The following is a 12146-nucleotide window of genomic DNA, read 5'->3' as shown; positions in this document are numbered from 1 at the left end:
CGACCGGAGCGCTTCTGGTTCTGTAGCGCGATGACCCTCCGCCTGATCGCGTTCGCCGCGCTGCTGACGCCCGCTCCCCTGCTCGCACAGGACCTCACGCCCGCCGAAACGGCAAAGATCGACACGCTGGTCCGCAGCACGCTGGCCGATACCGGCGTACCATCCGCCTCGATCGCGGTCGTGCGCGGCGGCAGGCTTGTCCTGGCCAAAGCTTACGGTAAGGCGTCGGAGGCGATCCCGGTCGCCCGCGCCGACCTGCCGTACCAGATCGCATCGATCTCCAAGCAGTTCACCGCCACGGCGATGCAGTTGCTGGAGGATGACGGCAAGCTGAAGCTGGACGACACCGTCGCCACCTATATCCCCGGCATCACCGGGGGCGATAGCATCACGCTGCGCCAATTGCTCAGCCACACCTCCGGGCTTCAGGATTACTGGCCGCAGGATTACAGCTTCGCGGCAATGGCGACGCCCGTCACGCCGCAGCAGATCGTCGACCGCTGGGCGAAGAAGCCGCTCGACTTCGAACCGGGCACGAAGTGGCAATATTCGAACACCGGCTATGTCGTCGCGGGCATGATCGTGGAGAAGGTCGCGGGAATGCCGCTGATCGACTTCCTGCAAGCGCGCGTGTTCCGCCCGCTCGGCATGGCGGCGATGGATCAGGACCTCGCAACCGGACCGCGCTACCCGCAGGGTTACAAGCGGTTCGCGCTCGGCCCCGTGCGCGTCGAAACGCCGGCGGCGCGCGGCTGGCTGTATGCCGCCGGCGAGCTGTCGATGTCCGCGGCCGACCTCGCCAAATGGGACATCGCACGCATGAACCGCACGCTGCTGCCCGCAGACGACTGGGCGGAGCAGGAGACGGCGGTGAAGCTGACCGACGGCACCACCAACGGCTATGGTCTCGGCATCGGCAACGGCCGGCGGCTCGATCACCGCACGCTGGAACATAGCGGCGAAGCGGTCGGCTTCCTGTCGCAGAACATCGTCTTCCCGGACGAGAAGGCGGCGATCGTCGTCCTGACCAACTCGTGGTTCTCCGACGCCTATGGCCGTATCACGCGTGGGCTGGCGGAGATCGTCCTGCCCAAGGCGGCGGCCGCCACGTCGGAGGACGCTGCCGCCGTCACCAAGGCACGTCGCGTCTACGACCAGTTGCGTCGCGGCGGCCTCGACCGCGCGGCGCTCACGACCGACGCGAACTTCTACTTCACACCGGCGGCGCAGGCGGATTACCGGACCAGCCTCGCGCCGCTGGGGGAACCCACCGGCTTCGTCGCGACCGGCAAGCCCAGCCTGCGCGGCGGCTTCGTGCAGCGCGGCTTCCGCGTGACCTATCCCAAACAGTCGCTGTGGATCAGCACCTTCGCCGAACCCGGTCCGGACGGTCGCTTCGAACAATTCCTTGTAACGCCGGGCGAATGACATGACACGTTTCGACCAGCACCTCGTCGCCGACCGCGGCCAGCCCGCCCACGCAATCGAGCTCATCGCACCCGCCGAGTTCGACGCATGGCTCGGCGCACAGCCGGCGCGCACCCGCGCCATGCTCGCCGCGCATCGTTTCACCGGCAAGCCCGGCACCCACGCGATCGTCCCCGGAGAGGGAGAGGCGTGGAGCGTCGTCGCCGTCACCGTCGACCTCGGCGCCCCCTGGTCCCTCGCCGCCCTGCCCGCCGCGCTCCCCGCCGGCACGTACCGCGCCTCCGACAGGGGCGGCGAGCTCGGATGGCTGCTCGGCCAGTATCGTTTCGACCGCTACCGCAAGGCGGAGGACGTGGAGCCCCGTATCCTCGTCACTGCCGACGCCGCGGGCCTGCCGGAAACGCTGCGGCTGGCGGAGGCGACGGCGTGGGTTCGCGACCTCGTCAACACGCCCGCTTCCGATTGCGGCCCCGCCGACCTCGAAGCTGCTACCGAGGCGCTCGCGAAGCGGCACAATGCGCACGTCGTCGTCCGCCGCGGCGACGAGTTGGAACAGGGCTATCCGATGATCCACGCGGTCGGCAAAGCCGCCGCCCGCGACCGCGCTCCGCGCCTGATCGAGCTCCACTGGGGCGATCCGCAGGCACCCCGCATCGCCCTCGTCGGCAAGGGCGTGTGCTTCGACACCGGTGGCCTCGACATCAAGCCGTCCGCAGGTATGCGCCTGATGAAGAAGGACATGGGCGGCGCGGCGCATGCGCTGGCACTCGCCGACCTCGTCATGGCCGCACGCCTCCCCGTCCGCCTCCACCTGCTGATCCCGGCCGTCGAGAACGCGATTGCGGGCGATGCCTTCCGCCCAGGCGACATTCTGCGTACGCGCGCCGGGCTGACGGTCGAGAACACCAACACGGACGCGGAGGGTCGGCTGGTGCTCGGCGACGCGCTGACCCGCGCGGGCGAGGAGAAGCCCGAACTCGTCCTCGACTTCGCGACGCTGACCGGTGCGGCGCGCGTCGCGCTCGGCCCCGACCTGCCGCCACTGTTCACCGACGACGAGGCGCTCGCCGCCGACCTGATCGCCGCCGGCACGGCTCAATCGGACCCGGTCTGGCGGCTGCCGCTGTGGGACGCCTATGACGAGATGCTGAAGTCGGACGTCGCCGACATGGTCAACGCGCCCGACGGCGGCTTCGCGGGTGCGATCACCGCGGCGTTGTTCCTCCGCCGCTTCGCACCCGCTGACGCCGCCTGGGCGCACTTGGACGTATTCGCGTGGCGACCGGGCGCGAAGCCCGGCCGACCCAAGGGCGGCGACGCCTACGCCCTGCGCGCCGCCTTCGCCGTCCTGAAGAAGCGCTACGCCGCCGGCGCGAGCGGCGTACCCGAACGCTCGCACACATAACGCGCCATCTCCTCGCGAAGCGGCAGGCTGGCGACCGGGCGCAGCGGCCCGTCATGCGCGTGGTCGACCTCCACCCGGTCACGCCGGTCGCCAACGCCCAGCACGTGGAACAGCCGCTTGCCGCAATCCACCTCGGTCCGGGCGTAGGCGACGCGGTCGCCGCGCTCCTGACGGATGATGGCGATGATCGTGCCCGTCACGGTCTTGCGCTCGCGCAGCAGGAAGTAGCGCGAGGCGGTGTCGGACGGTGTCGGAATACGAGTCCCCTTCACCCGCAGATCGGACGGCGCCTGCCCCGCCACGTCGGTTTCGACCAGATTGCGCAGCACCACCGTCCCGTTATCCTGCTCGTTGCCCGGTGCTTCCGCCGTATTGCACGCGCCGAGCGCCGCCAGCACGGCGACCATAGCCAAAATCCGCATCGTGTGATGAGCTCCCTGTCATCGGTGCTAGATGAACTTGTTGTCATCTTTCCCTTGCCCGCGGACAGCCCAACTCGCAAGCGGCGGCTTCGATCCTGATGCGTGTCAGATAGCTCCCGTTGCCCGCACCCGTGCCGGATTGCCGACCACCGTCGTGCCGGCCGGCACGTCGCGCGTCACGACGCTGCCCGCACCGATGATCGCGTCGTCGCCGATCGTGACGCCCGGCAGGATGATCGCGCCGCCCCCGATCCACACGTTCGCGCCGATCGTCACCGGTCGTCCCAGCTCCAGCATCTGCCGCCGCTGCTCCGGATCGCGCGGGTGATCGGCCGTCAGGATCTGCACGCCCGGCCCGATCTGCGTCATCGCACCGATTGCGACCCGCACCACGTCGAGGATGACGCAGCCGAAGTTCAGGAATACGCCGTCACCGACCGCGATATTGTACCCATAGTCGCAGTGGAACGGCGGCCGGATCGTCACGCCACGCCCGACGCTGGCGAACATCGCCCGCAGCAACGCTGCGCGCTCCGCCGGATCGGCCAACGCTGCGTTGTAACGCACCATCCACTCCGCCGCCGCGCGCGCATCCGCCTGCAATTCCGGATCGTCGGCGATGTAGAGGTCGCCCGTCAGCATCCGCTGCTTCTGGCTGCGCGGATCAGTCATCGATCGCCGCTGCCGCCTCGATGATCGGCACGAACTTCGCCGCGGTCAGGCTCGCGCCGCCGACCAACGCCCCATCGACGTTCTCGCAACGCAGGATCGCGCCCGCGTTGCTCCCGACGACGGAGCCGCCGTACAGGATGCGGATACCGTCCGCCGCATCGCCGACCATATGCCGCAGCTTGGCCCGCGCGATCGCGTGGATCGCCGCGATCTCGTCCAGCGTCGGCGTCCGCCCCGTGCCGATCGCCCAGCGTGGTTCATAGGCCAGCGTGAACCAGTCGCCGGTGGCATTGTCGGGCACGGATTTCTCGATCTGCGCCTGCACCACCCGCTCGGCGCGGCCCGCGTCGCGTTCGGCCTCCGTCTCGCCGCAGCACAGGATCACGTCCAGCCCGTTGCGGTGCGCCGCCGCCGCCTTGGCCCAGGCATCGTGGCTCGTTTCATGCTGGTCGGCGCGACGTTCCGAATGGCCGGCGATCGTGAAGCGTGCGCCGGCTTCCCTGACCATCGCGGCGGAGACGCAGCCCGTGTGCGCGCCCGAATCGGCCTCGTGCACATCCTCCGCGCCGATCGCCAATGCCGGCACGCGCGCGGCGGCGGCATCGATCAGCGTGAACGGCACCGCGACCGCGACATCGACGTTCGGCGCGGCGGCAGCGGCGGCGGCAATGCCGTCCAGCTCCGCCAGCGACGCCCGCGTCCCGTTCATTTTCCAGTTCCCCGCCACCAGCTTGCGCCGCATCCACCGCTCTCCCTGTTTCAGTTCCCGACGGCCCTAACGGTCCGGCGTCCGCGCACAAGCTTGAAGCCGCCCCGTCACCTGCTAAAGCGGCCGACATTCCTTCAGATCGGTCGTCCATGCTCAGCTTCTTTCGCCGCATCATCAATTCCAGGGTGGGGTTCATCGTCACCTTCGTGGTGCTCGGCGTCATCGCCCTCGCTTTCGCGGCGGGCGACGTCACGAACCTGTCGACCGGTTCGGGCGGATTGACCGGCAACGATGTCGCGAAAGTCGGCGGCAAGGACATCACCGTCGCCGACCTGACCGCCCGCGCCAATGACGAGCTTCAGGTCGCGCGACAGCAGCAGCCGACGCTCGACATGGCGGGCTTCGTCGCGGCCGGGGGCCTCGACGGCACGTTGCAGCGGCTTATCACCACGACCGCGTTGCAGCAGTTCGGCCACGACCAGGGCATGGTCGTCAGCAAGCGCGCCGTCGATGGCCAGATCGCCAGTATCCCCGCGCTGCAAGGCCCCAACGGCCAGTTCGACGAGACGCTGTACCGGCGCATCCTCGCCGAGCGTAAGCTGACCGACAAGCAGGTGCGGGCCGACATCGTCCGCGACACGCTGGTCGCGCAGTTGACCGGCCCGACGATCGGCGCGGCGCAGGTGCCGCAACAGGTCGCGATCCCCTATGCCAGCCTGTTGCTGGAGAAGCGCGCAGGGCTGATCGGCTTCGTACCGGCCGCGATCGTTCCCGCCGGTCCAGCCCCGACCGATGCCGAGTTGCAGACCTTCTACGGCCGCAACCTCAACCGCTATTCGGTGCCGGAGCGCCGTACGATACGCTACGCCGTCGTCACGCCCGCGATGGTCGCCGCCCGCGCCAAGCCGACCGACGCGGAGATCGCGCAGGCGTACAACCAGAACAAGGCGCAGTATCAGCCGACCGAGAAGCGCACGATCCGCCAGGTCATCGTCCTCGATCAGGCGGGCGCCACGGCACTCGCCGCCAAGGTCCGTGCCGGCACGCCGATCGCCGCCGCCGCGACGCAGGCAGGGCTGGAGGCCGCACTGATAGAGGGCACGACCAAGACCGATTATGCGAAGCAGGCCGACGCCGCGATCGCCGATCAGGTCTTCGCCGCGGCCGCGAACGCCGTGGTCGGTCCGGTCAAGGGCCCGCTGGGCTTCGTCGTCGCACGCGTCGAATCGATCCAGCAGGTCCCCGGCCGCACGCTGGCGCAGGCGCGCGACGACATCGTCGCCACCCTGTCCAAGCAGAAGGGCGCGGACGCGCTGTCGACCATCCACGACAAGATGGACGATGCGCTGGTCGCCGACGCCACCTTCGACGAGGTCGTGAAGGATCAGTCGCTCCAGCCGCAGACCACGCCCGCGGTTACGGCACAGGGCGTCGATCCGCTCAACGGAGCGAAGATCGACCCGGCGCTGACCGCCGTCGTCACCGCCGCCTTCACCGCCGCCGACGGCGACCCGCCGCAGCTCGTGCAGACCAACCCGGACGGCAGCTTCGCCGTCGTCGCCGTCGGCGCGATCAGCCCCGCCGCGCCGCGTCCGTTGGCGCAGATCCGGGACCGCGTCGTCGCGGACTTCACCGCCGATCGCCGCCGTCAGGCCGCGCGCCGCCTCGCCGGTCAGGTCCTCGCCAAGGTCAATGGCGGCACCGCCTTGCCGCAGGCGCTCGCCGCCGCCGGTGCCCCGGCGGCCCGCCCGATCAGCGCGACCCGCGCACAACTCGCGCAGGCGCAGGGCGGGGCCGAACCCGCACTCGCGCTGATGTTCAGCATGGCGCAGGGTTCGGCGAAGCTGCTGGAGGCGCCGCAGGGCGCCGGCTGGCTGATCGTGAAGCTCAACCAGGTCGAGCGCGCCGACGCCAGCCGCAACCCGGCCGCCATCGCCGGGGCCCGCGGCGACATCTCGCGCCTGATCGGTCGCGAGCTGGCGGAGCAGTTCGCCCGCGCCGCGCGCAGTGAACTCGGCGTCAAGACCGACAGCAACGCGCTCGCCCGCGTCCGCAAGGACCTGTCCGGCACCGGCAACTGACCGGGTCATGACGGCGGCACTCGACACGCTGGCCGCCGGCCGGCCGGCGATGATCTGGCGGCGGCAGGTGGCGGATACCGAGACCCCGGTCGCCGCCGCGCTGAAGCTGATCGAGCCGGGGCGCGGCGACTTCCTGCTGGAGTCGGTCGAGGGCGGCGCGATCCGTGGTCGCCACAGCATCATCGGCCTCGCCCCCGATCTCGTCTTCCGCGCGCACGGGCAACACGCGGCGATCAACCGCCGCTGGCCGCATGATCGCGACGCCTTCGAACCCTGCCCGCAACCGACACTGTCCGCGCTACGTGCGCTCGTTGCCGCGTGCCGCGCGGAGGTCGATCCGGAGCTACCGCGCGCGCTCACCTGTCTGGTCGGCTATTTCGGATATGAGACGGTGGGGCTGGTCGAAGACTTGGCGCAGCCTTCCGCCGACCCGCTCGGCCTGCCGGACATGATGTTCGTACGGCCCACCGTGCTGCTGGTGTTCGACCGTCTCGCCGACACGCTGTACCTGATCGCGCCCGCATGGCCCGACCTCGCGCGCGATCCCTCGGCGATCGTCGCCGAGGCGGAGGCGCGGCTCGATGCCGTCGCCGCGCGCCTCGCCGCCACGCACCTGCCCGCCCCCGTCCGCGCCGACGCGCCGGAACCGTCCTACACGCCCGCCCTCGCGCCCGGCCGCTACGGTGAGATGGTGGCCGCCGCGAAGGAATATATCGCGGCAGGCGACATCTTTCAGGTCGTGCTGGCGCAGCGTTTCTCCGCACCCTTCGCGTTGCCGCCGTTTGAGCTGTACCGCTCGCTGCGCCGGATCAACCCGTCGCCGTTTCTCTACCATCTCGACCTGCCCGGCTTCGCGCTGATCGGGTCCAGCCCGGAAATCCTGGTCCGCGTCCGCGATGGGGAGATCACCGTCCGCCCGATCGCCGGCACCCGCCCGCGCGGCAAGACCGCGGCGGAAGACGAGGCGAACCGCACCTCGCTGCTCGCCGACCCGAAGGAGCGCGCGGAGCATCTGATGCTGCTCGATCTCGGCCGCAACGACGCCGGCCGCGCCGCATCGCCCGGCAGCGTGCGCGTCACCGACAGCTACACGGTCGAGCTGTACAGCCACGTCATGCACATCGTCTCGAATGTCACCGCCAGATTGGCCGACGATCGCGACGCGCTGGGTGCGATGTTCGCCGGCTTCCCCGCCGGCACCGTCAGCGGCGCCCCCAAGGTCCGCGCCTGCCAGATCATCGCCGAACTGGAGCCCGAACGCCGCGGTGCCTACGCCGGCGGCGTCGGTTATTTCTCGCCCGACGGCTCGCTCGACAGCTGCATCGTCCTGCGAACGGCCGTCGTCAAGGACGGCACGATCCACGTCCAGGCCGGAGCCGGCATCGTCGCGGACTCCATCCCCGAGTACGAGCAACGCGAATGCGAAGCCAAGGCCGGCGCCATCCTTGCCGCCGCACGGGAAGCGGTGTCGCGAGCCGGTGAGGGCAGATTCGGACAATAGCCTCAACTCTCGCTGCCCTTTTAGGGGGTCAGGGTCGCGAACTTCCTCCTGCCACCCCGGCGAAGGCCGGGGCCCAGTCTGGAATGTCAGCGGTAATCTACTCGAACCGTTGCCTAACTGGACCCCGGCCTGCGCCGGGGCGGCGGCTTGGTGACAGGAGCGGAGCCCTACCGCGATGCCCCCTCAAGGGGAGGGCAGAAGATCAAAGCGCCATCCGCCTAAAGCCCTGCTCCGCCGATCACGGAACCACCCGCTCCGCCGCCTGCTTCGCCCGCTGCTCCGCCGCCCAGCGACGGTTCGCCTGCAGCGAACATCCGGATTGCGCCGCAACCCCGTTCGGCGAACAGGTGTTGGGCAAGCCAGATGCCACCCGCTGGGTCTGCTCCCCGTCGGCGGCCCGTGCCGCCCAGCTCGAATTCGGCACCGACACCGGCCCCGTATCCCGCAGCGCTGGCGGAATACGATACGGCTCACCCGCCCGCGAGCAGACGATCACCTCGTCGCCGGTCGATTGCGGACATTGCTGGCCATCGGCCAGTTGCACGCTGCGGATGCGCTGCGGCGGCTGACCCGTCTCGGCCTGCTGCGCGAACCCGACACCCGGCATGGCCAACAGCATCGCGGCGACGAACAGGCTGGACTTCATGATCATACTCCTTCGGACGATACAACGTCGCGGACGCCGCATGGCTCCGCGCTGAACGCCCGACTGGCGCGGGCATGTTGCCGCGATGTTTCGCTGCCCAGAGCGATGTTGCGTGCGGGTCCGCATCGGCTATGGCGGCGGGCATGATCCTCGTAATCGACAATTACGACAGCTTCACCTGGAACCTCGTCCACTATCTGATGGAATTGGGTGCCGAAGTGGAGGTCGTGCGCAACGACGCCATCTCGGCGGGACAGGCGCTGTCGTCGGGGGCGGAGGCGTTCCTGATCTCGCCCGGTCCCTGCACGCCGACGCAGGCGGGTGTCAGTCTCGACCTCGTTGCCGCCGCCGCCGATGCTGGCCGGCCTCTGCTCGGCGTCTGTCTCGGCCATCAGGCGATCGGCCAGCATTTCGGCGGCAAGGTGGAACGGGGCGGCCTGATGCATGGCAAGACCTCGCCCGTCCTGCACGACGGCAGCGGCATGTTCGCCGGCCTGCCGTCGCCGTTCACCGCCACCCGCTATCACTCGCTGATCGTCAACGACGTACCCGACACGCTGCTCGTCAACGCCCGCGCGGAGGACGGCACCGTCATGGGCTTCCGACACGCGATGCTGCCGATCCACGGCGTCCAGTTCCACCCCGAAAGCATCGCCACCGAACACGGCCACGCAATGCTCGCCAACTTCCTGCGCGACGCCGGCATCCAAGTGACGGAGCGCGCATGACGACGCTCGCGCTGCTGCCGTCGACCGACAGTCCGCTCTCGCGCGAGAGCGCCGCCGCCGCCTTCGCCGCCGTGCTCGACGGCCGTGCGTCGGACGAGGCGATCGCCGCCTTCCTGATCGGCCTGACCGAGCGCGGCGAAACCTCGATCGAGATCGCCGAGGCCGCCCGCGCGCTGCGTGCCCGCCTGATCCCGATCGAAGCCCCCGCGGGCGCGATCGACGTCTGCGGCACCGGCGGCGACGGCCACCACACGCTCAACGTCTCCACCGCCGTCGCGCTGATCGTCGCCGCCACCGGCGTGCCCGTCGCCAAGAACGGCAACCGCGCCGCCTCGTCAAAAGCGGGCGCGGCGGACACGCTGGAGGCGCTGGGCCTCGACATGGCCGCGGCCGGAGCGTCGGCGGACGCGAGCCTGCGCGACATCGGCATCTGCTTCCTGTTCGCCGCGAACCACCACCCGGCGATGCGCCGCATCACTCCGATCCGCCGCGCGATCGGCCGGCGCACGATCTTCAACCTCATGGGACCGCTCGCCAATCCGGCGCACGTGACGCGCCAGTTGATCGGCATCGCCCGCCCCGACTACGCCACGCTCTACGCCGACGTGCTGGAGCAGCTCGGCACCGAAGCATCCTTCGTCGTCTCCGGCGAGGAGGGGCTGGACGAGCTGTCCGGCGCCGGCCCCAGTGTGGTCGTTTCGGTCGGCAGCGCATCGCTCCCCTCCAGCGTCGTGCCCGAGGACGCCGGCCTCCCCCGCTCTCCCGTCGAGGCGATCCGCGGTGGCGACGCCGCGCACAACGCCCTCGCGCTCCGCCGCCTGCTCGCCGGCGAACACAGCGCCTACCGCGACGCCGTGCTGCTCAACGCCGCCGCCGCGCTGCTGCTGGCGGGCAAGGCGACCACCCTGACGGACGGCGCAATGCTCGCCGCCGAGACGATCGATCGCGGCGACGCCAACGCGCTGCTCGATCGCTGGATCGCTTACGCATGACCAGTTACGCCAACATGCTCGACCGGATCCTCGCCACCAAGCGAGAGGAAGTCGCCATCCGCAAGGCCGCGGCCTCCTATGCCGACCTCGCCGCGCGCACCCCGGCCCCGCCCCGCGGCTTCCGCGCCGCGCTCGACGCCAAACCGGGCCACGCGCTGATCGCCGAGGTCAAGAAGGCAAGTCCCAGCAAGGGCCTGATCCGTCCCGACTTCGATCCCCCCGCCCACGCCCGCGCCTACGAAGCCGGCGGCGCGGCCTGCCTGTCGGTGCTGACCGACGAGCAGTATTTCCAAGGCTCCGACGCGTATCTGATCGCCGCCCGCGACGCCGTGTCGCTGCCCGTCCTGCGCAAGGACTTCACCGTCGACCCCTATCAGGTGGTCGAGGCGCGCAGCCTGGGCGCGGACGCGATCCTGCTGATCGTCGCCGCGCTCGATGACGTCACGCTCGCCGAACTCGAAGCCGCCGCGATCGAGCACGGTCTCGACGTGCTGGTCGAGGTCCACGACGAACACGAATTGGACCGCGCGCTGAAGCTCCGCTCGCGCCTGATCGGCGTCAACAACCGCGATCTGCGCGACTTCTCGGTCGACACCTCGCGCTCGTGGAAGCTCAAGGCACTCGCCCCGCCCGACTGCACCTTCGTCGCCGAGAGCGGCCTGACAACGCATGCCGATCTGGAGGCGATCGCCGAGCACGGCGTCCGCTGCTTCCTCGTCGGCGAGGCGCTGATGCGGCACGCCGATGTCGAGGCAGCGACACGGACGCTGCTGAACGGATGACCGGCCTGACCCATCTCGACGAGACCGGCGCGGCGCGCATGGTCGATGTCGGCGACAAGGAGCGAACGAAGCGTCAGGCGGTGGCGACCGGTCGCATCGCAATGTCGGCCGAAGCGCTGGCACTGGTCCGGGACGCGTCCGCGAACAAGGGCGATGTCCTCGCCGTCGCGCGCGTCGCCGGGATCATGGCCGCCAAGCGCACCGCGGAATTGATCCCGCTCTGCCACCCACTCCCGTTGTCGAAGGTCACGATCGACCTCGACGCGACGGACACCGGCGTCACCCTTACCGCCACCTGCGCCACGACCGGCCAGACCGGCGTCGAGATGGAAGCCCTCACCGCCGCGACGGTCGCGCTGCTGACGGTCTACGACATGGTCAAGGCCGTCGACAAAGCCATGACCATCGACGGTGTCCGCCTGCTGACGAAAACGGGCGGCAAGTCGGGCGACTGGGCGGCGGAGTAAGCCCTTCTGACTCCCCCCCCTTGGGAGGGGCTGGCGGAGGGTTTCTCCACGAGCGGCACGGCCAAGGCCTCCCCCCAGCAGTCCCTGGACGGGATCGTCGCAGAACCATCTTCTATCACCCCGGAAGGCCGCGCCCAGTTGCGATGTCTGCGGTAATCTCCTGCGAACATCACCCAACTGGACCCCGGCCGGCGCCGGGGTGGTGGCTTGGTAGCCGGTAGCGGAGCTATTTCGCGATGATGCCGAAAAAGGTTAGCGACAAGGCGGGAAGGGACACGCACCAGCCTCTTGCACCCACCCCTTGCCCCGCCCC

The 12146-nt window shown here is 69.8% G+C and carries 12 protein-coding genes; 8 read left to right on the top strand and 4 right to left on the bottom strand.

Annotated elements, in window-relative coordinates; all coding sequences use genetic code 11:
- Positions 1–30: 30 nt before the first annotated feature.
- Both AC0CH8_RS14465 and AC0CH8_RS14460 read left to right on the top strand, forming a co-directional pair.
- Positions 31–1428, top strand: coding sequence for a serine hydrolase domain-containing protein (locus tag AC0CH8_RS14465; RefSeq protein ID WP_465240511.1), 1398 nt, complete (start codon positions 31–33; stop codon positions 1426–1428).
- Between the two features lies 1 nt (position 1429).
- The gene (locus tag AC0CH8_RS14460; RefSeq protein ID WP_465240510.1) at positions 1430–2833 is read left to right on the top strand and encodes a leucyl aminopeptidase family protein; all 1404 of its coding nucleotides are present in this window, start codon (positions 1430–1432) and stop codon (positions 2831–2833) included.
- Here the strand turns inward: AC0CH8_RS14460 and AC0CH8_RS14455 are convergent.
- The 3 genes from AC0CH8_RS14455 to tpiA all read right to left on the bottom strand — a co-directional run bounded on the left by AC0CH8_RS14455 (position 2788) and on the right by tpiA (position 4669).
- Complete coding sequence (locus tag AC0CH8_RS14455) at positions 2788–3255, bottom strand: hypothetical protein (protein ID WP_465240509.1); 468 nt, start codon at positions 3253–3255, stop codon at positions 2788–2790. The two genes, AC0CH8_RS14460 and AC0CH8_RS14455, sit on opposite strands and share 46 nt — an antisense overlap.
- A gap of 105 nt (positions 3256–3360) precedes the next feature.
- Positions 3361–3927, bottom strand: a complete 567-nt coding sequence (locus tag AC0CH8_RS14450; protein WP_465240508.1) for a sugar O-acetyltransferase — start codon at positions 3925–3927, stop codon at positions 3361–3363.
- The gene (gene tpiA, locus AC0CH8_RS14445; protein ID WP_465240507.1) at positions 3920–4669 is read right to left on the bottom strand and encodes a triose-phosphate isomerase; all 750 of its coding nucleotides are present in this window, start codon (positions 4667–4669) and stop codon (positions 3920–3922) included. The genes AC0CH8_RS14450 and tpiA overlap by 8 nt, the downstream gene beginning before the upstream one ends.
- Positions 4670–4785: 116 nt before the next feature.
- Between tpiA and AC0CH8_RS14440 the strand changes: the two genes are divergently transcribed.
- Entirely contained in the window at positions 4786–6717 is a 1932-nt protein-coding gene (locus tag AC0CH8_RS14440) for a peptidylprolyl isomerase (protein ID WP_465240506.1), read from the top strand.
- A 7-nt stretch (positions 6718–6724) separates the two neighbouring features.
- Complete coding sequence (locus AC0CH8_RS14435; RefSeq protein ID WP_465240505.1) at positions 6725–8218, top strand: anthranilate synthase component I family protein; 1494 nt, start codon at positions 6725–6727, stop codon at positions 8216–8218.
- A gap of 238 nt (positions 8219–8456) precedes the next feature.
- Here the strand turns inward: AC0CH8_RS14435 and AC0CH8_RS14430 are convergent, their stop codons facing one another.
- Complete coding sequence (locus AC0CH8_RS14430) at positions 8457–8864, bottom strand: hypothetical protein (protein ID WP_465240504.1); 408 nt, start codon at positions 8862–8864, stop codon at positions 8457–8459.
- A gap of 143 nt (positions 8865–9007) precedes the next feature.
- On the opposite strand from AC0CH8_RS14430, the gene AC0CH8_RS14425 reads away from it, so the two are divergent.
- Genes AC0CH8_RS14425 through moaC form a run of 4 tightly spaced genes read left to right on the top strand, consistent with a single transcriptional unit; the run spans position 9008 to position 11833 of the window.
- Positions 9008–9592, top strand: a complete 585-nt coding sequence (locus AC0CH8_RS14425) for an anthranilate synthase component II (RefSeq protein WP_465240503.1) — start codon at positions 9008–9010, stop codon at positions 9590–9592.
- Entirely contained in the window at positions 9589–10584 is a 996-nt protein-coding gene (gene trpD, locus AC0CH8_RS14420; RefSeq protein WP_465240502.1) for an anthranilate phosphoribosyltransferase, read from the top strand. Before AC0CH8_RS14425 ends, trpD begins: the two co-directional genes overlap by 4 nt.
- Complete coding sequence (gene trpC, locus AC0CH8_RS14415) at positions 10581–11366, top strand: indole-3-glycerol phosphate synthase TrpC (RefSeq protein ID WP_465240501.1); 786 nt, start codon at positions 10581–10583, stop codon at positions 11364–11366. Before trpD ends, trpC begins: the two co-directional genes overlap by 4 nt.
- Positions 11363–11833, top strand: a complete 471-nt coding sequence (gene moaC, locus AC0CH8_RS14410; RefSeq protein WP_465240500.1) for a cyclic pyranopterin monophosphate synthase MoaC — start codon at positions 11363–11365, stop codon at positions 11831–11833. Before trpC ends, moaC begins: the two co-directional genes overlap by 4 nt.
- Positions 11834–12146: the final 313 nt, after the last annotated feature.

The sequence above is a fragment of the Sphingomonas sp. AC435 genome, from assembly GCF_979253005.1.
Note: the sequence above shows the minus strand (reverse complement) of the source record. Positions and strands in the feature narration are given on the sequence as shown.